The following is a 23,048-nucleotide window of genomic DNA, read 5'->3' on the forward strand; positions in this document are numbered from 1 at the left end:
GGAGGACCGCATGACCACCGCTCCAGACAAGACCATCCTCGTCGTCGGCACCTATGACACCAAGGATGACGAGCTGTCCTACCTGTCCGGCCGCATCCGCGCGCAGGGCGGCGGGGTTCTGTCGATGGATGTCTCGGTTCTGGGTGATCCCAAGGCACCCACCGACATCTCCAAACACCAGGTGGCCGCGGCCGGCGGCAGCTCGATCCAGGCGGCGATCGACAGCGGCGACGAGAATGTCGCGATGCAGATCATGGCGCAGGGGGCGGCAACGCTGGCCCGACAGCTTCATGCCGAGGGGCGGATCGACGGGGTGATCGTCCTGGGCGGCACGATGGGCACCGATCTGGCGCTGGATCTTTGCGCGGCGTTACCTCTGGGCGTGCCGAAATACGTGGTCTCGACCGTCAGCTTCTCGGCGATGCTGCCACCCGAACGCATCGCGGCGGATATCCAGATGATCCTCTGGGCGGGGGGGCTTTATGGGCTGAATTCCGTCTGCAAATCCTCCCTCAGCCAGGCGGCGGGCGCGGTGCTGGGGGCCGCGCGCGCGGTCGAGCCGCCGAAGCGGGACCGGCCGCTGATCGGCATGACCAGCTTCGGCAAGACGATCCTGCACTACATGGTACATCTGAAACCCGCGCTCGAGGCGCGGGGGTTCGAGGTGGCCGTGTTCCATGCCACCGGCATGGGCGGGCGGGCGTTTGAATCGCTGGCGGCTGAAGGTGCCTTTGCCTGCGTCATGGATTTCGCCACGCAGGAAATCGTCAATCACCACATGGGATCAGGCATTTCCGCGGGTGCCGACCGGATGACCAATGCCGGCCTGCGCGGCATCCCGCAAATCGTGGCGCCGGCCTGCTATGACCTTGTGGACCTGATCGGCTGGCAACCCATTCCGCCGCGTCTGGCGGGGCGTCCGACACATGATCACAACCGGCTGCTGACCTCGACCATCCTCACGGCCGAGGAGCGGCGCGAGGTTGCAGGGCTTTACGGCCAGAAGCTGGCGACAGCGACCGGGCCATCTGCGTTCATCCTGCCACGCGGCGGCTGCAACGAATGGGACCGCCCCGAAGGACCGCTGCATGACGCCGAGGGGCTGGCGGCCTTCTGTGCGACGATGGAACAGAACATTCCGGCCAATACCATGCTGCACGCACTCGATTGCCACATCAACGATGTGGGTTTTACCGCGAAGGTTCTCGAGATCTTCGACGACTGGGTCGCGCGCGGGATCGTCAGGGCATGATCGCGCGCGCCGCACCGCCTGCGGCTTCTTCTTGCCGCAAATATCCCGGGGGTGGCGTTCAACGCAGTTGAACGCAGGGGGCAGAGCCCCCCCTTTTTCGGACTGCCACGGTCGCCTCAGCCGCGCGGGTCGCGGTCCAGGGCGTCCAGTTCGTTCAGCAGGTCCAGCAGCGCGTCCAGCTTGTCCGCGCCGAAGCTTTCGCGCAGCCACGCGTTCAGGCGCTGGCTTTCCTTGAGGTTGTCGGCAATCAGTTGCCGCCCGGCGTCGGTGATGCTGACCAGCTGGCGGCGGCGGTCCGTCGGATGCGCCTCGCGGGTGATCAGGCCCTTGGCGGTCAGGGTCTGCAGGATACGTGTCAGGCTGGGCATCAGCAGGCAGGATCTGTCCGCGATTTCGGTCGGGTCCAGCGTGCCGCGTTCGGCCAGCACGCGCAGTACGCGCCATTGCTGTTCGGTCACGCCCACATCGGCCAGCATCGCGCGGATCGGGCCCATCACCTTTTCCCGCGCCCGCAGCAGCGCGATGGGAAGGGAACGGTTGGTTTCGGGTGCAGTATCGCGCGTCATGTCCATGGCCCTATCTGCCCCGAAAACGCCCCGCAGGCAATATGAGGACTTGACGCAACCCGATATTTATTTAACATGTTAAAGGCAAGTTCCGGGAGGGGTTCATGCCGCATATCATCATAGACTATTCACCCAACCTCGAACCCGAGGTCGATATCGCGGCGCTGTGCGATACGCTGCGCCGTGCCGCCATTGAGACGGGCGAGTTTCCGGTGGCGGGGGTGCGGGTGCGCGCCTTTGCCGCCAGCCATGTCAGCATCGCCGACGGCAATCCCGAACATGGCTATATCGACATTTCCCTGCGCCTACGCGGCGGGCGCGACCTGGCCACGCGCGAAAGGGCCACGGCGCATGTCTTTGCCGCGGCCGAGGGGTTTCTGGCCCATGTGATGGCGCGGCGTTCGCTGGCGCTGTCCTTCGAGATGCGGGATATGGACCCCGCGCTTTCGCCCAAGACCGGTTCGACCCGCGACCATCTGAAAGGCTGATCCGATGACCGATACTGCTGCGCTGGATGCGAATATGGCCAGGCTGCGCCCCATACTGGAGCGTATTGCCGCGACGGGCGTGATGAACCGGATCGGGGGGGTGGATTGTCCGGCCTCTGACGCGCGCACCTTCGCCAATCATTCACCCGTGGACGAAAGCCTGATCTGCCAGGTGGCGCGCGGGACCGCCACCGATATCGACGCCGCGGCCGCAGCCGCCAAGGCGGCGTTCCCGGCCTGGCGGGATATGGAGGCCGTGGCGCGCAAGAAGATCCTGCACCGCATCGCCGACGGGATCGTGGCGCGCGCCGAAGAGATCGCGCTGGCCGAATGCTGGGACACCGGTCAGGCCTTCCGTTTCATGTCCAAGGCGGCGCTGCGCGGGGCCGAGAATTTCCGTTTCTTTGCGGACAAGGCCACATCGGCGCGCGACGGGCAGCACCTTCCCTCGCCCACCCTCATGAATATCACGACCCGCGTGCCCATCGGGCCGGTCGGGGTTATCACGCCGTGGAACACGCCCTTCATGCTGTCCACCTGGAAGATCGCGCCCGCGCTGGCTGCCGGTTGCACGGTCGTGCACAAACCGGCCGAATTCAGCCCGGTGACCGCACGCATCCTGCTGGAGATCGCCGAAGATGCAGGTCTGCCACCCGGTGTATGGAACCTTGTGAACGGCTTGGGGGAAGAGGCAGGGCGCGCGCTGACCGAACATCCCGACATCAAGGCGATTGCCTTCGTGGGCGAGTCGAAAACCGGCTCGATGATCATGAAGCAGGGGGCCGATACCCTGAAGCGGGTGCATTTCGAACTGGGCGGCAAGAACCCTGTCATCGTCTTCGACGATGCCGATCTTGATCGCGCGCTGGATGCGGCGATCTTCATGATCTACTCGCTGAACGGGGAGCGGTGCACGTCATCCTCGCGATTGCTGGTGCAGGCGTCGATTGCCGATGATTTCACCGCCAAGCTGATCGCACGGGTCAACCGGATCAAGGTCGGCCATCCGCTGGACCCAGGCACCGAGGTGGGCCCGCTGATCCACAAGGTCCATTTCGACAAGGTCTGCAGCTATTTCGACGTGGCGCGGGCCGATGGCGCGATGATCGCGGCGGGCGGCGCGGCGCTGGAGCGGCCCGGTCATTACGTGCGCCCGACGCTGTTCACGGGCGCGCGGGCCGACATGCGGATCGCGCAGGAGGAAATCTTCGGCCCTGTTCTGACCGCCATTCCCTTCGACACCGAAGCCGAGGCGCTGGAGATTGCCAATGGCGTGGCCTACGGGCTGACCGCCTATGTCTGGACCAATGACCTGACCCGCGCGCTGCGCGTGACCCATGCGCTGGAGGCCGGGATGATCTGGGTGAATTCGGAAAACGTGCGCCACCTGCCCACACCCTTCGGCGGCGTAAAGGCCAGCGGCATTGGCCGCGATGGCGGCGACTGGTCCTTTGATTTCTACATGGAGCAGAAACATGTTGGCCTGGCCATCGGCCAGCACCCCATCCCTCGGCTTGGCGCCTGACAAGGAGGTATCGCGATGCCCGTTCCCGCCCCGGTTCTGTATCCGCCGTTCAACATCGTCCGCCTGTCCCATGTGGAATACGGCGTGACCGACCTTGCCGCCTCGCGCGCGTTCTACGTGGACACGCTGGGCCTGCAGGTCACGCATGAGGACGGCGACAGCATCTATTTGCGCGCAATGGAAGAGCGCGGGCATCACTGCATCGCCCTGCGCAGATCGGATGCGGCCTGCGCCCGCGTGCTGGGCTTCAAGCTTTATGACGAACCCGATCTGGAGAAGGCCGAGGCGTTCTTTCGCGGCAAGGGACTGCCGGTGGACTGGATCGAACGCCCCTTCATGGGCCGCACGCTGCGCACACGCGATCCTTTCGGCGTGCCGCTGGAGTTCTACGTCAAGATGGACCGGCTGCCGCCGATCCACCAGAAATACGCGCTTTATCGCGGGGTAAAGCCCCTGCGCATCGACCATTTCAACATGTTCGCCAGCGATGTGGATGCAAGCGTCGCCTTCTATACCGAGCTTGGCTTCCGGACGACCGAATATACCGAGGATGACCAGAGCGGCAAACTCTGGGCGGCGTGGATGCATCGCAAGGGCGGTGTGCATGACGTGGCCTTTACCAACGGGACCGGCCCGCGCCTGCATCACACGGCCTTCTGGGTGCCCAATCCGCTGGCGATCATCGACCTTCTGGATCTGATGGCCACCACCGGATATGTCGCCAATATCGAGCGCGGACCGGGGCGGCACGGCATCTCGAACGCGTTCTTCCTCTATATCCGCGACCCGGACGGGCACAGGATCGAGATCTACAGCTCGGACTACCAGACGGTCGATCCCGATCTGGAACCGATCCGCTGGAGCCTGACAGACCCGCAGCGCCAGACGCTGTGGGGGGCGCCTGCGCCGCGCAGCTGGTTCGAGGAGGGCAGCCTTTTCGAGGCGGCATCCCTGGTGGAAAGCAGGTTGAAGGCGCAGCCGATCATTGCGCCGTGATCCCTGCGCTGATGCTTGGCACTTGGATATTTGAGGCAAGAAGAAACAGGGGGCCGTGATGCGGTTTGCGACGATAAACGCCGGGGGGCGGCAGGTCTACGGGGCGGTGATCGGGGGCGGCATCGTCGCGCTGTCGGATGATTTCCCCCAATGGCCCAGCCTGCGCGAGGTGATCGCAGCGGATGGTCTGGGCGCGCTGGAGATGGCGGCGGCTGGTCGCGCGGTCACGCATCCCGAGGGCAGTTTCGCCTGGGATATCCCGATCCCGGCGCCCGAAAAGATCATCTGCGTGGGGGTGAATTTTCCCGACCGCAATGCCGAATACAAGGATGGGCAGGAGGCGCCGCCGAACATGTCGCTGTTCATCCGCTTTCCCCGGTCCTTCACGGGGGAGGGCCAAGCGCTGATCCGCCCGCCCGAGACCCCGCAACTGGATTACGAGGGCGAGATCGCCGTGGTGATCGGCAAGGGCGGGCGGCGGATCGCGGAAAGCGACGCGCTGGATCACATCGCGGCGCTGACCCTGTGCAACGAGGGCACGCTGCGCGATTGGGTGCGGCATGCGAAATTCAACGTGACACAGGGCAAGAACTGGGACCGTTCGGGCGCGATGGGGCCCTGGCTGGTGCCGTTCAGGGATCATGCGCAGATCACGGATGTGCATTTGCAGACGCGGGTGAACGGCGAGGTGCGGCAGGATGATCGCACCGGGCGCATGCTGTTTCCGGTGGCGCGGCAGATCGCCTATATCTCGACCTTCACGACGCTGAGCCCCGGCGACATCATCGTGACGGGCACGCCGACGGGGGCGGGCGCGCGGTTCGATCCGCCGCGTTACCTGGTGCCGGGCGATGTGATCGAGGTCGAGGCCGAGGGGATCGGCATCCTGCGCAACACCGTGGAGGATGAGGCATGAACGCGGCCGAGATCGCGGCCGCCGCCGAGGCGCTGTTTCAGGCCGAAGTGACGGGGACGCAGATCGGGCTGTTGTCGCTGGCGCATCCCGGCATGACCATGGACGACGCCTATGCGGTGCAGAAGGCGCTTGTCGCGCGGCGGATGGCGGCGGGGGGCCGCGTGATCGGCTGGAAGATCGGCCTGACGTCGAAGGCGATGCAGGCGGCCCTGAACATCGACATTCCCGACAGCGGGGTGCTGACGGATGACATGGCCTTTGACAGCGGGGCCGTGATCCCGCGCGGGCGGTTCATCCAGCCCCGGGTCGAGGCCGAGATCGCCTTTGTGATGAAGGCGCCCCTGGCGGGCGGATCGGTGACGCGGGATGATGTGATCGCGGCAACCGACTACGTGGCCCCGGCGCTGGAGATCCTGGATACACGCATCCTGCGGGCCGATCCTGCCACAGGGCAGACGCGCAAGATTTTCGACACGATCGCGGATAATGCCGCCAATGCGGGGATCGTGATGGGGGCGCAGCGCCATGCCGTGGATGCGGTGGACCTGCGTTGGGTGGGCGCGATCCTGACCTGCAACGACGAGGTCGAAGAGACAGGCCTCGGTGCCGGCGTTCTGAACGATCCCGCCATGGCCGTGGTCTGGCTGGCGCGGCGGATGGCGCTTTACGGGCAGCGAATCGAGGCCGGGCAGGTGATCCTGTCGGGCAGTTTCATCCGGCCCGTGGAATGCCCGCCGGGGTGCAGGATCGCCGCCGATTTCGGAGATTTCGGTCAGGTCGCGGTGGATTTCGCCGCCACATGAGGGCGCAAACCCAGCGGATTGACGGCTGATCCTGGCGGGCTTCTTTGTCCGCCATGCAGAACTTTGTCCCGAACTTGTGTATTCCCCTGCGTCAGGCAGGGGCAAATCTGTTGACGGATTTGGGTAAACATGGAGAGTTAGGGCAATTCCGAGGCAGCGGCCCGTCCAACTTAGGATAGAGGATCATGACGCTTCGGGCTCCGCGCCGGACCTTTTGGAGGAGGGACGGCCGCAGGGACAAGAACAATGGCGCAAAGCCGGGGCACCCTGCATCACAAGCAAGGGCCGCAAAACAGGGAGGATCGCGTGGAGGTTTTGCAACTTCTGATCAGCGGGCTTGCGAATGGCTGTGTCTATGGCCTGATCGCGCTTGGCTTCGTTCTGATCTACAAGGCGACGGAGGCCGTGAATTTCGCGCAAGGCGATTTCATGATGCTGGGCGCCTTCGTCACCCTCGGGCTGGTCAATCCTGAATATGCGGGCATCCCTTTCTGGCTGGCGCTGCCGCTGGTCTTCGTGATCATGGGAGTGCTGGGCTACCTGCTGGATATCGTGGTGCTGCGGGCCGTCTTCGGGCAGAGCCAGGTGGCGGTGATCATCGTGACCATCGCGCTGGGTTTCGTGATCCGCTTTGCCGTCGGCGAAATCTGGGGACATGAGCCGCAATCGCTGCGTTCGCCGCTGGCGCTGGGCGATGTGCGCATCGGCGAGCTGGTCCTTGGGCTGGCCGATATCGCCGTGATCATCGTGACCGTGATCATGACCTTCCTGCTGTGGCAGTTTTTCCAGCGCACCAAGATGGGTCTGGCCATGCAGGCGGCCAGCCAGAACCAGATGGCGGCCTATTACATGGGCATCCCGGTCAAGCGGATCCAGGGCATGGTCTGGGCGCTGGCGGGGATCGTGGCGGCGGTTGCGGGCATCCTTTATGCCTCGAAGGGCGCGCTGGACCCGACGGCGGGTTTCATCGGGATCAAGGCCTTTGCTGCTGCGGTGATCGGGGGGTTCGGCAGTTTGCCCGGCGCGCTTCTGGGCGGGTTGATCGTGGGCGTGATCGAGCCTTTCGCCTCGCGCTACCTGCCGCCGGGCTGGAGCCAGATCGCCCCCTACGCCCTGCTGATCGCGGTCCTGCTGTTCCGCCCCCATGGCCTGTTTGCACAGGTCCGAGCGAAGAAGGTCTGAGCCGATGAGATTCCATTTCAAGACAGATTACGATCAGGACATCCGCCTGTTCGAGGATGGATGGACCTTCAGTCTTTACGCGGCCTTGCTGGTCCTGGCCCTGGCGCTTCCGCTGATGATCGACCCGTTCTTTCTGGGCGAGGCCACGAACGTTCTGATCTGGGCGATCGCCGGGCTGGGCCTGATGCTGCTGACCGGACAGACCGGGCAGGTCAGCCTTGGGCATTCGGCCTTCATGGCACTGGGGTGCTATTCCTGTGTGCTGATGATGGAGGCCAATGTGCCCTTCGTGCTGGCCTTTCTGCTGGCCGGGGTGATCACGGGGGTCGTGGGCGCGCTGATCGCCATTCCCGCGCTGAAGCTGCACGGGGTCTATCTGGCGATTGCCACGCTGGCGCTGGCGATCCTGGCGGATGACATCATCGTGCTGCTGAAGGAATGGACCGACGGGGTAAACGGCAAGATGTCGCCCCCCATCGACCTGTTCGGCTATGAGATCAGCCGCTGGAACAACCCGATCGAGTGGTATTACCTGACCCTGGCCGTGGTGCTGATGGTCACGCTGTTCTATCGCAACCTGCTGCGCGCGCCGCTGGGCCGGGCCTTTGCCGCCGTGCGCGACAGCGAGATTTCGGCACAGGCCATGGGCGTCAACGTGGCGCAGACCAAGACCATCGCCTTCGGCATTTCCTGCGCGATCACAGGTCTGGGCGGGGCGCTGATGGGCCTGTTCGCGGGGGCTTTCAACAACGAGACCTTCAACTTCCTGCTGTCGATCCAGTTGCTGATGATGATCGTCGTGGGGGGGCTTGGCTTTATCCACGGGGCGTTCCTGGGGGCGGTGGTGATCGCCTTCCTGCCCCAGGTCCTGTCGATGACGACTGATCTTTTCGGGCGCGGTGTCGCGATCCCCGGCCTGGAATCGGGTGTCTTCGGGGTGATCCTGATCCTGTTCATCCTGTTCGAGCCGATGGGGCTCTATGGACGCTGGTTGAAGATCCGGGTGTTCCTCGAACTGTTCCCCTTTGCCCGCAAGGACATGTTCAAGCGGCAGAAAAGCTATCTGAAGACGGAGCGGCTGAGATGAGTTTGCTGGAACTGGACAGCGTCACGCTGAAATTCGGCGGGCTGACGGCGGTGAACAACCTGTCGATGTCGGTCGAGGAAGGTCAGGTCTTTGCCCTGGTCGGGCCGAACGGCGCGGGCAAGTCGACCGTGTTCAACCTGATCTCGCGCTTTTACACGCCGGTCACGGGGTCGATCACTTTCGACGGGCAGGACGTCTTGAAGATGGCCCCGCATGAGGTGCCCAACCTTGGTATCGCGCGCACCTTCCAGAACATCGAGTTGTTCCATCAGGCGACCGTGTTGCAGAACCTGCTGGTCGGGCGGCATCGGCACCGGCAGACCAACTTGATCGCGCAGATGCTGCATCTGCCGTCCGTGCGCGCCGAGGAGCGGGCGCATCGCCACGCGGTGGAAGAGGTGATCGATTTCCTGGACCTGCAACCCTACCGCAATTCGCGCATCGCGGGCCTTCCTTACGGTGTGCGCAAGGTGGTGGAACTGGGGCGGGCGCTGGCGTCGAAACCGCGGATGCTGCTGCTGGACGAGCCTGCATCAGGCCTGTCGGTCGAGGAAACGCAGAACATGCGCTGGTGGATCGACGATATCCGGCGCCACATGGGGATCACCGTGCTGATGGTCGAACATGACATGGGGCTGGTCGGCAAGGTCTGCGACCGCGTTCTGGCGCTGGCCGATGGCGCGAAGCTGGCCGAAGGCACACCCGCCGAGGTGCAGTCGCATCCCAAGGTGATCGAGGCCTATCTTGGCACCAATGCCGTGAGCAAAGGGGGTAAGGTGGCATGAGCGATCTGTTGCTGGAAGTGCGCAACCTTGAAACCTTCTATGGGCCGATCATGGCGATCCGCGGGGTCAGCCTGGAGGTGCGCAAGGGCCGCGTCGTCACCGTGCTGGGCGCCAATGGCGCGGGCAAGACGACCTTGCTCAAGACCATTTCCGGGATCATGGACCCTGAAAAGGGCAAGATCATCTTCGAGGGCCAGGAGATCCAGGGCTGGGAACCGCACCGCGTGGTCAAGGCGGGCGTCGTGCATGTGCCCGAGGGGCGCGAGGTCTTCCCCCTGCTGACGGTCGAGGAAAACCTTGCGCTGGGGGCCTATACCCGCAGCGACAAGGCCGAGATCGCCCGCGACCGCGATCTTGTTTTCAACTATTTCCCCATTCTGGCCGAGCGGCGCAAGCAGGAGGCGGGCACCCTGTCGGGCGGGCAGCAGCAGATGCTGGCCATCGGGCGCGGTCTGATGCTGCGACCCAAGATCATGCTGCTGGACGAACCCAGCCTTGGCCTGTCGCCGCTGCTGACGCAGGAAATCTTTGCGATCCTCAAGCGCCTGAACAAGGATGAGGGCGTGACGATGATGCTGGTCGAACAGAACGCCGCCGTGGCGCTGGATCTGGCCGACGATGGTTACGTGATGGAACTGGGCCGCATCGTGATGTCGGGCACCGCCGACCGGCTTGCCGCATCCGAGGATATCCAGAGCTTCTATCTGGGCCATGACACCGAAGGCGCGCGCGGCGAACGTCGCTGGAAGCGCAAGAAGACTTGGCGTTGAAAACATGGAGGCAAGGGCATGACAAAGCACGATCCCATCCAGCCACAGGTCGCCGTCAACGGGGTATCGCTGAACGCGACACCGGGGCAACGCCCGCTGGTGATCGATGGTTGCACCACCCTGCCCGGCCTGTTCCAGTCGCGTTGCAGCACGCTTGGCAGCCGCACCGCGCACCGGGAAAAGGATCTTGGCATCTGGAAGGCCTATAGCTGGGCCGATTACTGGAACCATGCACGCCTGATCGGGCTGGGCCTGAAGCGGCTGGGACTGGAGCGCGGGCGCGTGGTTTCGATCCTGTCCGAGGATCGCAAGGAATGGCTTTATGCCGACATGGGCATTCAATGCGTGGGCGGCATTTCATCGGGCGTGTACACGACCGACAGTTCCAGCCAGCTGGCCTATATCCTGAAGGACAGCGACACCCAGTTCCTGATCGTCGAGAACGAGGAACAGCTGGACAAGTTCCTTGAGATCCCGGACGGCGCGCCGGGCGTCGAGAAGGTCATCATCCTTGAGGATGAGGGCCTGCACGATCTGAAGGGCGAGCGGTTCCTGTTCCTGGAAGAGCTCTACGATCTGGGCCGGTTGCATCTGGCCGAACATCCCAAACTGTTCGAGGCCGAGATCGACAAGGCGCAGGCCGGTGATATCGCCCTGCTGATCTATACATCCGGCACCACGGGCGCGCCCAAGGGTGCGATGCTGAGCCATGAGAACATCATGGCGGCAATCGAAGGGGGCATCCGCGCCCTGCCCACGGATTCCAGCGCCGAACAGCTGTGTTTTCTGCCGCTGTGCCATATCCTCGAGCGGGACAGCTCGATCTATTTCCCGCTGGCGGTGCGGTCCACGGTGAATTTCGCCGAAAGCCCCGAGACGGTGTTCGACAACCTGCGCGAGGTCAGCCCGCATGTCTTTACGGCCGTGCCGCGCGTCTGGGAAAAGGTCTATTCCCGCGTGACCGTGCTGTCGATGGAGGCGACGACGCTGGGCAAGTTCGCCTTCAAGGCGGCACTGGGTGTGGGCATGAAGCGCGCCACGCTGATGCAGGCGGGCAAACCCGTTCCCGCGACCACCGCGCTGGGTTACAAGCTGGCGGATTTCTTCGTGTTCCGGAACCTGCGCCAGATGCTGGGGCTGGACCGTCTGCGGCAGGGCACATCGGGCGCGGCCCCCATCAGCCCTGCCCTGCTGATGTGGTATCGTGCCATCGGCGTGCCGCTGCTGGAAGGCTACGGCATGACCGAAAACGCAGGGCTGGCCACCGTGAACACCGAGGATGACAACCGCCCCGGCACCGTGGGCCGCGCCGTGCCCGGCGTGCAATTGCGCATCGCGGATGATGGAGAGATCCAGACATTCGGGCTGAACAATTTCATGGGCTACTGGCGCAACAACGAAAAGACGGCCGAGACCTATACCGATGACGGCTGGCTGCGCACCGGGGATATCGGGCGGCTGGAGGATGACGGGTTCCTGACGATCACGGGCCGCCTGAAGGACATCATCATCACGGCGGGCGGCAAGAACATCACCCCGGCCGAGATCGAAAGCCGATTGAAGTTCAGCCACTATGTCTCGGATGCGGTGGTGATCGGCGACAAGCGCAAGTTCCTGACCTGCCTGATCATGATCGACCAGGAAAACGTCGAGAAATACGCACAGGACAACAAGGTTCCGTTTTCGGATTTTGCTTCGCTGTGCCGGGCGGAACCTGTGCTGGACCTGATCCGCGCCGAGGTGGATCAGGTCAACAAGGAGTTCGCCCGCGTGGAACAGATCAAGGATTTCCGCCTGATCGACGTTCTGCTCACGGCGGAGGACGAAGAGCTGACGGCAACGATGAAACTGCGCCGCAGCTTTGTCGAAAAGCGCCACAAGGCGCTGATCGATGATATGTACAAATGAATCCCGCAATCGGGGTGTTTCTGGGAGGAGACCAAACATGAAGAAAATGATGACATCGCTGTTTGCCGGTGCGGTCGCTCTGGGCATGGCCCAGGCCGCCGTGGCGCAAACGCAGGGCGTGACCGACACAGAGGTGGTTCTGGGTTCGGTAAACGACCTGTCCGGCATCTTCGCCGCAGTGGGCGTGCCTGCCGTCAATGGCGCCAACCTCAAGTTCGACCAGGTGAATGCGGCCGGTGGCATCCATGGCCGCCAGATCCGTTTCGTGGTCGAGGATCACGCCTATCAGCTGCCGAAATCGACGCAGGCCTACAACAAGCTGATCAACCGCGATCAGGTGTTCGCCAACCTGCTGAGCCTTGGCACGCCGCACAACCTGGCCGGTTTCCAGTTGATGGACCCCAAAGGCATCTTCAACATCAACCCGCTGACCGCCGCGCGCGAGATGCTGCAGGAACCGGTGGACAACAAGTTCACGGGCTTTTCCAGCTACTATGACCAGACCACGGCCGGCATGCGCTACCTGGCCAAGGAATACGGGCTGACCAAGGTCTGCACCATGTACCTGCCGACCGATTTCGGGCTGGAAATCTCGAACGCGACGAAAGAGCAGGCCGAGGGCCTTGGCATGACTTTCGTGTCGGAAACCACGCACAAGCCCGATGAGCAGGAATTCGTGGGCGCCGTGCAGAAACTGCGCGCTGATGGCTGCCAGGTCGTGACCATGGCGCTGGGTGTGCGTGCAGGGATCACCGTTGTGGGCACTGCCAAGCAGCTGGGCTGGACCGACGTCAAGTTCCTGGCAACCTCGGCCGGTTTCCTTGAAGCCGTCGCCGCCGTGCCCGGCGGTGTGACCGATGGCCTTTATGCCGCGTCCGGCTGGGTGGACCTTCAGGCCCGCCGCGACGACGCAGCCCCGGCCAAGTTCATCGCCGAGTATGAGGCCGCATTCGGTCAACCCGCGACCGGCTTTGCGATGCTGGGCTACAATGCCGCGGATACCGTGGTGCGCGCACTGGAAGCGGCAGGTCCCGATCTGACGCAGGACAGCTTCCGCGCTGCGATGGAGAACCTGGAATATTACAGCGACCTGCTGGATACCCAGATCAAGTACACCCCCGACAACCATCAGGGTGCCAATGACATCACCATTTCGGTGGTGGAAGGCGGTCTGTGGAAGCTTGTTGGCCGCGAGTAATCGGGCAGGGCCGGATCAACCGGAAAGGGGCGCTTCGGCGCCCCTTTTTGCATCAGACGTCATGTTTGATGCCGATTTTACCGGGTGGCGCTGCCTGTTTTTCTCGAAAAACTGAGTTTTCTCGGAAAAATTGTATTTCAAAAGATTGGCTCTCTTGTAGTTCCCATTCGGTGCCGCCAGTATGTCCGCAATGTGGCGAGGGACCCGCGCGATGCGATTAAGCTTGCAATTTCCGCAGCTTGCGAAGGCAGACCTTTTCGAGGACATGGATCCGAAAGACGTTTCAGAGTTCCTGGACGGGTGTGCGTTGAGAACCGTACCTACTGGTACGGTCATTTTGCAGCAGGGCACGGAAGTGCCCGGGACGGTTCTGATCGCCCATGGTTGCGTCGAAGTCACGTTGATGAACGCGCATGGTCACGTGGCGATCATTCACCACGCGCGCGAAGGCGAAACCCTGGGCGAGATCGAAAGCATCTCGCGCGAGCCATGCCTTGCCAGTTGCACCTCGGTGGGACCGGCGACATACCTGACCTGCCCTGTCGACCAGTTGGTCAGACATCTGTCCAACCCTCTGATCCAGCGCAATATCATGCGGATCACCCGGGCGCGGCTGCAGCGCGACAACGAACGCAATTATGTCGATCAGAATTACCCGCTGGATCGACGGATCTGCGCCTATCTGCTGCGGCTGGCCGATCGCAACAACAGGGTGTCGCAAAGCCAGGGCTATATCGCCAAGCTGGCCAACTGTTCGCGCCAGTCGATCAACCGCGCGCTTGCCGGGCTGCGGGATGACGGGTTGATCATGATCGAAAAGGGCAAGATCCGCATTCTGGACCGGATCGGGCTGGAACTGAGGCTGGCAGGGCAGACGGCTGCGGCCCCTCAGCCGGAGATGGGGATGACATCCACCGACTGACGGCTGCTTTGTGCGCCCGAAACACGCAGGATGCCCTTCACCGGGGACACATCGGCATAGTCGCGCCCCCATGCGACCTCGATATGGTCCATCCCGGCCTGACAATCATTGGTCGGATCGAAATCGATCCATCCGGTTTCCGGACCACACCAGGCCCGGACCCATGCATGCATCGCATCAGCCCCTTCAAGCCGGGGCTTGCCGGGCGGAGGCAATGTGCGCAGGAACCCGCTGACATAGCCCGCAGGTATGCCAAGGCTGCGCAGTGCCGCGATCATGATATGGGACATGTCCTGACAGACACCGTGACGGTTCGCAAAGGCCTCGGCCACGGGGGTGTCGACGGTGGTTGCCTTGGCATCGAAACGAATGTCGCGATTTAGGGCGTGCCCGATGGCCAGAACCACCTGCTGGCAGGTGACATCCGGATCCAGATCCTGGCGCAGCCGGGCCGCGTATTCGGCGATGCTGGGCAGATGCGGAACCCGCACGGACGGTGCCACGAAATGAAGGGGCGATATGCCGTCCAGATCACGACAGCTTCGCAAGACCCTGTCCAAATCCGACAGGCGGATCGAAAGCGGCAGCCAGCCTTCTGACGCTTGCCGTTCCACCCGCGCCTTGAGGGTCAGATCAATGTGATCATGCGCGCCGCTGAGGGCGAATTCGACGGTGGGATTAAGGAAGAAATCCCGCCAGGATCGCCGCTCGACGGGGGGCGGCGTGATCTCGATCAGGCTGGCGACAACCCGTTGGCGCCCCGGCACATCCAGCGGCGTGATCCGCACCATCTGCCGCCCGCCGGCTGCAGCGCCGGTGTAATCGTAGCGGATCTTGAGCGTGATGTCGTAAATCAAAAAAGGCTCGCTTTGCTACAGCAGAAAGGCATCATGCAAGGCCGTGGACAAGGCCAGCAGGTCACCGTGCAGGGCGCGCAGCGCCGTGCCATCCAGCGTCTCGACCCTGAACAATGCCAGGCGCGTGTCAAGTTCAAGCACGCGGCGCTCGAATTCGGTCATGTCGGAGCCGGGCCGATGCGCGGCCAGCTCTTGCACACGGTGACGTATGGCAATCAGCTGAAACCTGATCGAGCGCGGGTTCTGCGGATCCAGCGCCAACATGTCGATGACGCTGTTGCGGGTCGTGGTCACGGCATAGCGCTGACGATGGATCATGATGCTGTCGCCGATCTCGATCACCAGGTCCAGCGCCCCCTCGGGCGCATCCGGCTCTGCGGTGACGGCCAGAAGATCGGCCAGCATCGCCGCACGTTCAAGCGAACGGCCGATGGTCAGGAATTGCCAGCCCGTGGCGCGATACATGTTCTCGTGCACAAGGCCCGAAAAACCGGCGATCTTGCGCAACAGCACGCTGAGCGCGAGGGCCGCGTCGCTGCCGTCCTGTGCTGTCAAGGCGATCCGCCCCATGGATTTCTCGAGATCCTTGAGAGCGGCCCAGCCATCCACCGAGAAACGGTCGCGGATCTGGCTGGCGCTGCCGACGGCGCGGCCCTGGGTCTGGCGCAGCCCCTCTGGTAGGGGATGATCCACCTCGACCCCCTGAAAGGCCAGGCGCGCGCGGATGAGGGTCAGGAGGGGTTCGGTTGCGGCTTCGTCCAGTCGGCTGTGATAGGCCCGCAAAAGGCGCAGAATGCCTTCGGTCCGTTCCACATAGCGGCCCAGCCAGAACAGGTTATCCGCCGCGCGCGACGGCAGCGGGCCCAGCTGCGCACGCTGAAAGGGCTTGTCGGCCGGTGCCAGCATGCTGACGGGTTCGACAGCGTCATCGCTGACGACCCAGACATCGGCCACGGCGCCGCCCTGCCGCATCGCGATGGCCGTGGCATCCTGGCCTGTGCCGATACGGCCAAATCCGCCGGGCATGACCTGCCAGCCCTGCGGCGTGCGCGCCAGAAAGACCCGGATCGTCATCGGGCGCGGCACGAGCGTTCCACCTTCGAACACCGGAGTTGTCGACAGGGTCACCAATTCCTGCCCGACAAGGTTGGGGCCATTGTCGGTGAGCCAGGCATCCAGCTCTTCCACATCGGCGCCACGCATCCGGCCACCGATCGCATGCGGTGCATTGGTCTCGAAAGGCATGCGCGTGGACAGCGCCGGGCCGATCATCATGCGGTCCGCATGGGCGCGCACATGGGCCAGTTCATCCGGCTGGCCGCACCACCATGTCGCGACATTGGGCAGGGTCAGCGGCTGACCGGTCAAGTGCCGCGATATCGCGGGAAGAAACGCCATCAGGGCCTGTGTCTCAAGCACGCCCGCGCCAAGGGCGTTGACCATCGTGACCTGTCCCTGACGGATCGCCGAGACAAGGCCAGGCGTGCCGATCTGCGACTGCTCGTTCAGTTCCAGCGGATCGGTCCAGGCCGAGTCCATGCGCCGCCACAGCACCTCGACCGGGACGGGACCCTGCACGGTGCGCACCTGAAGCCGGCCATCCTGCACGATCAGATCCTCACCCGCCAGCAGGCTGAGCCCGAGGTAACGCGCGATATAGGCCTGTTCGTAGTAGGTGTCGGTCAGCGGCCCGGGCGTCAGGATGCCGATCCGCGCGGCGGGATCATCGCGCAACTGGTCCAGACCTTCGCGGAAGGCGCGGAAGAAGCCGGCCAGGCGATGCACGTTGGTCTGCCGGAACAGATCGGGAAAGACACGCGATGTCGCCACCCGGTTTTCCAACGCAAATCCGGCCCCCGAAGGCGCATCTGTCCGGTCGGCCAGCACCCACCAGCGCCCATCCGGGCCGCGCCCGATCTCGAAGGCCAGGAAATGCAGATAATGCCCGCCGTGCGGCGCAATGCCCACCAGGGGGCGCAGCCATTCGGGGTTCTGCGCGATCAGGCTGGCGGGCAGATGTCCTTCGGCCACCAGGCGGTTCGGCCCGTAAAGGTCCGCCATCACGGTTTCCAGAAGATCGGCGCGCTGGATCAGACCATGGCTGATATGGTGCCATTCCGCCTCGGGCAGGATGATCGGGACCGGGCTGAAGGGCCAGTCGCGCCCCGACAGGGTGGTGTCACCGTAGCTGCGAAAGAACACGCCCGCATCGGCCAGGTACTGATCGCCGCGCGCGATGTCATGGGCCATCTCATCCGCGCCAAGGCGCGACATATGCGCAATCAGGTCGGCCCAGCCGGGTCGCATCCGCCCGGCCTCGTCACACAGTTCGTCCGGCACACCCGGCAAGGGGCGATAGCTCTGAAACAGATGCATCCCCTTGTCGTCGGTTTGCGCCGGATCCGCCATCAGATGCCGGCCGCCCGCCGCAGATCAAGGGTCATCGGCGCCTCGGGATGGGGCACCTCAGCAACGGGTTCGTAGAAGCCTGCCGTATGGCCATGCGGTTCGAAACGCGCAAGCCGCCGCGCCTCGGCCTCGTTGCCGTTGACGGGGAAGGTATCGTAGTTCCGCCCGCCGGGATGGGCGACGTGATAGGTGCAGCCGCCCAGCGCACGCCCGGTCCAGGTATCGTAGATGTCGAAGGTCAGGGGCGCGTTGACCGGCAGCACCGGATGCAGCGCCAAGGGCGGCTGCCATGCCTTGAAACGCACGCCTGCCACGGCGACACCATTCGCCCCCGTCTTTTGCAGGGGCAGACGGCGCTTGTTGCAGGTGACGACATAGCGATCAGGATCGGTGGTGGTCAGCTTTGCCTGCAGGCGTTCGACAGAGCTGTCGGTATAGCGCACCGTGCCGCCGATGGCGCCGGTTTCCCCCAGCACATGCCATGGCTCAAGCGCCTACCGCAGTTCCAGCGTGGCGCCTTCGACCGTGAGTTCACCGCAGAAAGGGAAACGGAATTCGGCCTGCGCCTTGAACCAGCCTGCATTCAGGTCGAAACCGTGCCGGCGCAGGTCTGCCAGCACCTCGAGGAAATCGGCCCAGACGAAATGCGGCAGCATGAAGCGATCCGACAGGGTCGTGCCCCAGCGGGTCAGGCTGCCCTTGATCGGGTTGGCCCACATGCGCGCGATCAGGGCGCGGATCAGCAGTTGCTGCGCCAGCGACATGCGCGGGTTGGGCGGCATCTCGAAACCGCGGAATTCGACCAGACCCAATCGCCCGGTGGGACCATCGGGGGAATAGAGCTTGTCGATGCAGATCTCGGCGCGGTGGGTGTTGCCCGTGACGTCGACCAGAAGGTTGCGGAACAGGCGGTCCACCAGCCAGGGCGCGGGCGGTGTCCCCTGCCCCGGCATGGGCACCTGGGCCAACGCGATTTCCAGTTCGTAAAGCGCATCCATCCGCGCCTCGTCGATGCGCGGGGCCTGGCTGGTCGGTCCGATGAACAGCCCCGAGAAGAGGTAGGACAGCGAGGGGTGCCGCTGCCAGTGCAGCACCAGGCTGGCCAGCAGATCGGGACGGCGCAGGAAGGGGCTGTCGGCGGGGGTCGATCCGCCAACCACCACATGGTTGCCGCCGCCGGTGCCGGTATGGCGACCGTCGATCATGAACTTGTCGGCCCCCAGCTTGAGCTGTCGCGCCTCTTCATAGACCGCTTCGGTCGTGGCCACGCACTCTTGCCAGGTATGGGCCGGGTGAATGTTCACCTCGATCACACCGGGATCGGGGGCGACACGGATGACGTTCAGGCGCGGATCATGCGGCGGGCCGTAGCCTTCGATATGGACAGGCAGGCCCAGCTTCTTCGCGGCCGCCTCGGCGGCGGCGACAAGATCAAGGTAATCCTCGACCTGTTCGACCGGGGGCATGAAAACACAGAGCCGCCCGTCGCGGGGTTCGATGGAAATGGCGGTGCGCACTGCGCCGCCCAATTCGCCGATGCGCTGTTCGTTCTGGGTCTGGCCGGGTTCGGATGCCGTGAAGCGTGTGGCCTGTGCCGGATGCTGGGCGGGACCATCCGCAGGCGTATCCGGTTCGGGTGCCTGTTCAGGCGCAAACCCCGGCAGCGGGCCACGATCCTCGAACGGGTCCGAAGGGATCACATGGGGATACTGCGCTTCGGGGATATGCGGCAAGGCCGACAGCGGCAGGCGATAGCCCACGGGGCTGTCGCCCGGCACAAGGAACAGGTGACCGCGCCGCAGGGTCCATTTCTCGGACCGCCAGACACGCCCGGTGGCGCGGGCCTGCCAACGCTGCACCGGCAGCACGAAACCCGAAGGTTCCGTCAGCCCACGCGCGAAGATGCGAGCGATGCGGTTGCGTTCTTCGGGATCCTTCAGCTCGGAATTCTGCGGGGTCACATTTTCGGGCAGGTTGCCTTCCTTGATGATCCATTCGGCGGGATCCTCATAGGCGGGGGTCACGTTCTCGGACGGCACGCCCAGTTGGCTGGCCATGGTTTGCAACAGGCTTGCCGCCTGTTCGGGCGTGGCAGTGGCATCGGTCTTTTCGGGCGCGATCAGATCCGGATCGGTCCAGATCGGCTGACCATCGCCGCGCCAATAAAGCGAAAAGGTCCAGCGCGGCAGACTTTCGCCCGGATACCATTTGCCCTGGCCATAATGCAGAAAACCGCCCGGCGCGAAACGGTCGCGCAGGCGGCGGATCAGGGCATCGGCGAAGATGCGTTTGGTGGGGCCGACCGCGTCGGTGTTCCATTCCGGCGCTTCGAAATCGAGGGTCGAGACGAATGTCGGCTCGCCGCCCATGGTCAGGCGCACATCGCCCTCTTTCAAAGCGGCGTCCACCTTTTCGCCCAGTGCGTTCAACTCGGCCCATGCGGCATCGGAGAAGGGTTTCGTGATACGCGGATGTTCGGCCACGCGCGCCACCGACATGTCGAAGTCGAAGGTGACATTGGCGGCGCTCGCCATGCCGGAAATGGGCGCTGCATTGCGGTAATGCGGCGTCGCGGCCAGGGGAATGTGGGATTTGCCTGTCAGCAGGCCCGATGTCGGATCAAGCCCGATCCAGCCGGCGCCGGGCAGATAGACCTCGGCCCAGGCGTGCAGGTCGGTGAAATCATGGGTTGCGCCCACAGGGCCGTCGACGGCGATCAGGTCAGGCTTCAACTGGATCAGATAGCCCGAGACGAAGCGCGCGGCAAAGCCAAGGTGGCGCAGCACCTGCACCAGAAGCCAGCTTGTGTCGCGGCACGATCCCTTGGCTGTCTCAAGCGTCTGTTCCGGGGTCTGCACACCCGGTTCCAGCCGGATGACATAGCCGATATCCTGCGCGAGGCGGGCATTCAGGCCGACCACGAAATCGACGGTCCGTGTCCGGTCGCGCGGCACCGTATCAAGCCAGCGCTGCAGGCGCGGACCCGCGGGTTCGGCGGTGCGATAGATCACGAGGTCGGGCGCGATATCCTCGGGGTAGTCGAAGGGCCATTCCTCGGCCGTATCCTCGACGAAGAAGTCAAAGGGGTTGTAGACCGTCATGTCGGCCGTCAGGTCGACCTCGATCTTCAATTCGCGCACCGGCTCGGGGAAGACATAGCGCGCCAGCCAGTTGCCATAGGGATCCTGCTGGTAGTTCACGAAGTGATCCGCCGGGCTGACCTTGAGCGAATACGACACGACGCGGGTGCGGCTGTGTGGTGCGGGGCGCAGCCGGATCACCTGTGGCCCAAGACTGACGGGGCGATCGTAGATGTAGTGGGTCAGGTGATGAATGCTGGCTAGGATCGACATGAGCACCTTTCCGGTCTGGTCTGCCAGACTGTTTTTTCACAGCCCCCCCGATCATGCCATCACAAACTGAAACCCTGCCGGGTTTGCAGGGCATTCGCCCGAAATTCCGGCAAACGATTGATCAGCCTTGGTGCAGCCGCCTGCGCTGCTGTCCGTTTTCGTCGAAATTGGCGGGGTCCAGCCATGCCTGAAAGCCCGCCTTGAGGCGTGGCCAGTCGCCGTCGGTGATCGCGTACCATGCCGTGTCGCGGCTGCGCCCCTTGTAGGTGGTCGCCTGTCGAAAGGTCCCTTCATAGGTGAAACCAAGCCGCAGGGCCGCGCGGCGCGAGGGCGCGTTCAGCGCATCGCATTTCCATTCATAGCGCCGATACCCCAGCTCTTCGAAGGCGCGGGACATCATGAGGAACATCGCTTCGGTTGCGGCGCGGGTCCGTGAGAGGGCAGGCGCAAAGTTGATATTGCCCACCTCGATCACGCCATGCGCCGGGTCAATGCGCATCAGGCTGGCCACGCCAAGGGGCTGCCCCTTGACCAGAATGGTATGAAACAGCGGATCGTCGGTCAGGCATGTCTCGTCCATCCAGGCCCGATAAGCCACAAGATCGGCAAAGGGCCCTTTCGGCAGGTAGGTCCAGATGCGCCCTTCGGCATCCGCCGCATAGGCAGCGTAGAGGGCCGCGGCATGTGCGTCGGGGTCCAGCGGCACCACATCGCACCACCGGCCCTGCATCGGACTGCGGGGCGGACGCGGGCGCGGCAGCGAGACGTCAAGCGGCGCGCCGATGGGTTGGCCCAGTTCATTGAAATACTCTGCCATGACACACCTTTCCGCCCTTGTTTGCCCGAGCCTAGCAGCAGCCTGTTCGCGGCGGCCAGAGCCAGTTTTGACCGGCTTCTACAGCCAAAGGTCGCAGCAGCCGCCTGGCATCGTCTGCAACGCCGGATGACCGCGAAAGATGTGGGCACATCATGCGGTACGCACCAGCACCACCACAACAATCCTGCACCTGACTGGGATAAATCAGCGTTTTATTGCATGAAATTTCAAATCACGCCACGGATCGCAGGCTTTGGCCCGGTCGCGCAGTTTGGCGCCCTTGCTACATCGGGCGCAGGATCATCTGGGTCTGGGTCACGATCGCGGCCAGCTTGCCTTCGCCATTCGTGATCGTGGTCTGCCACACCATCGTCGAGCGCCCCTTGTGCAGCGGCACAGCGACGGCGCGGGCGACGTCGCCCATAGCCACGGGGCGAAAGAAATTGGTCTTGCTTTCGATGGTCGAGGTCCCCTCGCCCGCCTTGAGGTTCAGGAAGGTCGCCGTCCCGCCAAGGTTATCGGCCATGGCCATGAAAGCCCCGCCATGAAGGCTGCCGTTCCGATTGACCAAGGCTTCGGTCACCGGCATTTCCGCTTCAATACGGTCTGGATGGACCGACAGGATCCGCATGCCAAGGGTCTGCCCGAATGGTGGCTGCGCCTGCGCGATGCTGTCGATCCGTGCCTGTTCTTCCTTGTCGATCTCGGTCATGTCGTCCCCCTTGCCTTGCGGCCATCATCACCGGGGATGCAAGCGTGTCAATGCAGGCCGCTGTGCCGCTGCGGTCTTGCCGCCCGTCCGTGCAGGTTGTAGCCCTGTCGCATGCTGGTGCTGGAAAACATCATCACCGATCGGGGATCACGCTACGCGGTGTCGGGCGGGGATTGCCGGTCAGAGGCCGAGGCGCGCGCTTTCGTCAAAGCGCTGTGCAAACGCAAGAAATTCGCCCGCGCGACGCATCACAGCTGGGCATTGATGACGGATGGTCAGCCCCTGAAAGCCGATGACGGCGAAGCAGGCGCTGGAATGGTGATCCTGCGGATGCTGGAACGCGAGGGCCTGCAGGATCATGTTGTCGTCGTCACGCGCTGGTATGGTGGCAAGCACCTGGGGGGCGACCGCTTTCGGCATGTCCAGGATGCGGTCAGGCACTATCTTGAGCAGATCGGGCATCAAGGGGTCTTGGATCGACCGTGACGCAACATGTCGGGGT

At 63.8% G+C, this 23,048-nt stretch carries 19 protein-coding genes and 1 pseudogene; 14 read left to right on the forward strand and 6 right to left on the reverse strand.

Features of this window, described 5'->3' with window-relative positions; all coding sequences use genetic code 11:
* Nucleotides 1-10 precede the first annotated feature (10 nt).
* Nucleotides 11-1,252: a Tm-1-like ATP-binding domain-containing protein gene (locus tag ACMUJL_RS08350; RefSeq protein WP_375569027.1), complete on the forward strand. Its 1,242-nt coding sequence runs from the start codon at nucleotides 11-13 to the stop codon at nucleotides 1,250-1,252.
* A 116-nt stretch (nucleotides 1,253-1,368) separates the two neighbouring features.
* Here ACMUJL_RS08350 and hpaR read toward each other — a convergent pair whose 3' ends face one another.
* Nucleotides 1,369-1,818 carry a homoprotocatechuate degradation operon regulator HpaR gene (gene hpaR / locus ACMUJL_RS08355; protein WP_068291561.1) on the reverse strand — a complete coding sequence of 150 codons (450 nt, stop codon included), beginning with the start codon at nucleotides 1,816-1,818 and terminating at the stop codon, nucleotides 1,369-1,371.
* 104 nt (nucleotides 1,819-1,922) lie between these two features.
* On the opposite strand from hpaR, the gene ACMUJL_RS08360 reads away from it, so the two are divergent.
* The 12 genes from ACMUJL_RS08360 (at nucleotide 1,923) to ACMUJL_RS08415 (ending at nucleotide 14,398) form a co-directional block, all read left to right on the forward strand.
* Nucleotides 1,923-2,306 carry a 5-carboxymethyl-2-hydroxymuconate isomerase gene (locus ACMUJL_RS08360; RefSeq protein ID WP_375569025.1) on the forward strand — a complete coding sequence of 128 codons (384 nt, stop codon included), beginning with the start codon at nucleotides 1,923-1,925 and terminating at the stop codon, nucleotides 2,304-2,306.
* Between the two features lie 34 nt (nucleotides 2,307-2,340).
* Nucleotides 2,341-3,831, forward strand: a complete 1,491-nt coding sequence (gene hpaE, locus ACMUJL_RS08365) for a 5-carboxymethyl-2-hydroxymuconate semialdehyde dehydrogenase (RefSeq protein ID WP_375573968.1) — start codon at nucleotides 2,341-2,343, stop codon at nucleotides 3,829-3,831.
* Between the two features lie 15 nt (nucleotides 3,832-3,846).
* Nucleotides 3,847-4,827: a 3,4-dihydroxyphenylacetate 2,3-dioxygenase gene (gene hpaD / locus ACMUJL_RS08370; RefSeq protein WP_068291506.1), complete on the forward strand. Its 981-nt coding sequence runs from the start codon at nucleotides 3,847-3,849 to the stop codon at nucleotides 4,825-4,827.
* Nucleotides 4,828-4,885: 58 nt separating this feature from the next.
* Nucleotides 4,886-5,743, forward strand: a complete 858-nt coding sequence (locus ACMUJL_RS08375; protein WP_375569023.1) for a fumarylacetoacetate hydrolase family protein — start codon at nucleotides 4,886-4,888, stop codon at nucleotides 5,741-5,743.
* Nucleotides 5,740-6,546 carry a 2-oxo-hept-4-ene-1,7-dioate hydratase gene (gene hpaH / locus ACMUJL_RS08380; RefSeq protein ID WP_375569021.1) on the forward strand — a complete coding sequence of 269 codons (807 nt, stop codon included), beginning with the start codon at nucleotides 5,740-5,742 and terminating at the stop codon, nucleotides 6,544-6,546. The genes ACMUJL_RS08375 and hpaH overlap by 4 nt, the downstream gene beginning before the upstream one ends.
* 306 nt (nucleotides 6,547-6,852) lie before the next feature.
* On the forward strand, nucleotides 6,853-7,728 hold the full coding sequence (locus ACMUJL_RS08385) for a branched-chain amino acid ABC transporter permease (RefSeq protein ID WP_068291563.1): 876 nt from the start codon (nucleotides 6,853-6,855) through the stop codon (nucleotides 7,726-7,728).
* A 4-nt stretch (nucleotides 7,729-7,732) separates the two neighbouring features.
* Complete coding sequence (locus ACMUJL_RS08390; RefSeq protein ID WP_068291513.1) at nucleotides 7,733-8,815, forward strand: branched-chain amino acid ABC transporter permease; 1,083 nt, start codon at nucleotides 7,733-7,735, stop codon at nucleotides 8,813-8,815.
* Complete coding sequence (locus ACMUJL_RS08395; RefSeq protein WP_375569018.1) at nucleotides 8,812-9,600, forward strand: ABC transporter ATP-binding protein; 789 nt, start codon at nucleotides 8,812-8,814, stop codon at nucleotides 9,598-9,600. Before ACMUJL_RS08390 ends, ACMUJL_RS08395 begins: the two co-directional genes overlap by 4 nt.
* Nucleotides 9,597-10,370, forward strand: coding sequence for an ABC transporter ATP-binding protein (locus tag ACMUJL_RS08400; RefSeq protein WP_068291518.1), 774 nt, complete (start codon nucleotides 9,597-9,599; stop codon nucleotides 10,368-10,370). Before ACMUJL_RS08395 ends, ACMUJL_RS08400 begins: the two co-directional genes overlap by 4 nt.
* A gap of 18 nt (nucleotides 10,371-10,388) precedes the next feature.
* Nucleotides 10,389-12,278, forward strand: coding sequence for an AMP-dependent synthetase/ligase (locus ACMUJL_RS08405; RefSeq protein WP_375569016.1), 1,890 nt, complete (start codon nucleotides 10,389-10,391; stop codon nucleotides 12,276-12,278).
* A 37-nt stretch (nucleotides 12,279-12,315) separates the two neighbouring features.
* The gene (locus tag ACMUJL_RS08410; RefSeq protein WP_068291522.1) at nucleotides 12,316-13,476 is read left to right on the forward strand and encodes an ABC transporter substrate-binding protein; all 1,161 of its coding nucleotides are present in this window, start codon (nucleotides 12,316-12,318) and stop codon (nucleotides 13,474-13,476) included.
* Between the two features lie 265 nt (nucleotides 13,477-13,741).
* Nucleotides 13,742-14,398 (forward strand): Crp/Fnr family transcriptional regulator, encoded by a 657-nt coding sequence (locus tag ACMUJL_RS08415; RefSeq protein WP_416914215.1) that lies wholly within the window; start codon nucleotides 13,742-13,744, stop codon nucleotides 14,396-14,398.
* Here the strand turns inward: ACMUJL_RS08415 and ACMUJL_RS08420 are convergent.
* The 5 genes and pseudogenes from ACMUJL_RS08420 to ACMUJL_RS08440 form a co-directional block, all read right to left on the reverse strand.
* Complete coding sequence (locus tag ACMUJL_RS08420; RefSeq protein WP_375569013.1) at nucleotides 14,365-15,255, reverse strand: transglutaminase family protein; 891 nt, start codon at nucleotides 15,253-15,255, stop codon at nucleotides 14,365-14,367. The genes ACMUJL_RS08415 and ACMUJL_RS08420 overlap by 34 nt on opposite strands.
* 15 nt (nucleotides 15,256-15,270) lie before the next feature.
* Nucleotides 15,271-17,664, reverse strand: a complete 2,394-nt coding sequence (locus ACMUJL_RS08425) for a circularly permuted type 2 ATP-grasp protein (RefSeq protein WP_375569011.1) — start codon at nucleotides 17,662-17,664, stop codon at nucleotides 15,271-15,273.
* Nucleotides 17,664-21,017: pseudogene (locus tag ACMUJL_RS08430) on the reverse strand (DUF2126 domain-containing protein). The gene ACMUJL_RS08425 and the pseudogene ACMUJL_RS08430 overlap by 1 nt, the downstream one beginning before the upstream one ends.
* Nucleotides 21,018-21,138: 121 nt before the next feature.
* Nucleotides 21,139-21,834: a GNAT family N-acetyltransferase gene (locus tag ACMUJL_RS08435; RefSeq protein WP_375569009.1), complete on the reverse strand. Its 696-nt coding sequence runs from the start codon at nucleotides 21,832-21,834 to the stop codon at nucleotides 21,139-21,141.
* A 283-nt stretch (nucleotides 21,835-22,117) separates the two neighbouring features.
* On the reverse strand, nucleotides 22,118-22,546 hold the full coding sequence (locus ACMUJL_RS08440; RefSeq protein WP_416914216.1) for a PaaI family thioesterase: 429 nt from the start codon (nucleotides 22,544-22,546) through the stop codon (nucleotides 22,118-22,120).
* Between the two features lie 111 nt (nucleotides 22,547-22,657).
* Between ACMUJL_RS08440 and ACMUJL_RS08445 the strand changes: the two genes are divergently transcribed.
* Nucleotides 22,658-23,032, forward strand: a complete 375-nt coding sequence (locus ACMUJL_RS08445; protein WP_375569005.1) for a YigZ family protein — start codon at nucleotides 22,658-22,660, stop codon at nucleotides 23,030-23,032.
* Nucleotides 23,033-23,048 lie beyond the last annotated feature (16 nt).

Source organism: Seohaeicola sp. (assembly GCF_048006315.1).
Taxonomy (GTDB): Bacteria; Pseudomonadota; Alphaproteobacteria; order Rhodobacterales; family Rhodobacteraceae; genus Seohaeicola.

Excerpts from the sequence above, each read along its gene's own strand:
- ACMUJL_RS08400 (WP_068291518.1), top strand. The coding sequence starts at position 9,597 with ATGAGCGATCTGTTGCTGGAAGTGCGCAACCTTGAAACCTTCTATGGG.
- ACMUJL_RS08390 (WP_068291513.1), top strand. The coding sequence starts at position 7,733 with ATGAGATTCCATTTCAAGACAGATTACGATCAGGACATCCGCCTGTTC.
- ACMUJL_RS08415 (WP_416914215.1), top strand. The coding sequence starts at position 13,742 with ATGGATCCGAAAGACGTTTCAGAGTTCCTGGACGGGTGTGCGTTGAGA.
- ACMUJL_RS08395 (WP_375569018.1), top strand. The coding sequence starts at position 8,812 with ATGAGTTTGCTGGAACTGGACAGCGTCACGCTGAAATTCGGCGGGCTG.
- ACMUJL_RS08410 (WP_068291522.1), top strand. The coding sequence starts at position 12,316 with ATGAAGAAAATGATGACATCGCTGTTTGCCGGTGCGGTCGCTCTGGGC.
- ACMUJL_RS08375 (WP_375569023.1), top strand. The coding sequence starts at position 4,886 with ATGCGGTTTGCGACGATAAACGCCGGGGGGCGGCAGGTCTACGGGGCG.
- hpaD (WP_068291506.1), top strand. The coding sequence starts at position 3,847 with ATGCCCGTTCCCGCCCCGGTTCTGTATCCGCCGTTCAACATCGTCCGC.
- ACMUJL_RS08360 (WP_375569025.1), top strand. The coding sequence starts at position 1,923 with ATGCCGCATATCATCATAGACTATTCACCCAACCTCGAACCCGAGGTC.
- ACMUJL_RS08405 (WP_375569016.1), top strand. The coding sequence starts at position 10,389 with ATGACAAAGCACGATCCCATCCAGCCACAGGTCGCCGTCAACGGGGTA.
- ACMUJL_RS08435 (WP_375569009.1), bottom strand. The coding sequence starts at position 21,834 with ATGGCAGAGTATTTCAATGAACTGGGCCAACCCATCGGCGCGCCGCTT.
- ACMUJL_RS08445 (WP_375569005.1), top strand. The coding sequence starts at position 22,658 with ATGCTGGTGCTGGAAAACATCATCACCGATCGGGGATCACGCTACGCG.
- ACMUJL_RS08425 (WP_375569011.1), bottom strand. The coding sequence starts at position 17,664 with ATGGCGGATCCGGCGCAAACCGACGACAAGGGGATGCATCTGTTTCAG.
- hpaE (WP_375573968.1), top strand. The coding sequence starts at position 2,341 with ATGGCCAGGCTGCGCCCCATACTGGAGCGTATTGCCGCGACGGGCGTG.
- hpaR (WP_068291561.1), bottom strand. The coding sequence starts at position 1,818 with ATGACGCGCGATACTGCACCCGAAACCAACCGTTCCCTTCCCATCGCG.
- hpaH (WP_375569021.1), top strand. The coding sequence starts at position 5,740 with ATGAACGCGGCCGAGATCGCGGCCGCCGCCGAGGCGCTGTTTCAGGCC.
- ACMUJL_RS08440 (WP_416914216.1), bottom strand. The coding sequence starts at position 22,546 with ATGACCGAGATCGACAAGGAAGAACAGGCACGGATCGACAGCATCGCG.
- ACMUJL_RS08350 (WP_375569027.1), top strand. The coding sequence starts at position 11 with ATGACCACCGCTCCAGACAAGACCATCCTCGTCGTCGGCACCTATGAC.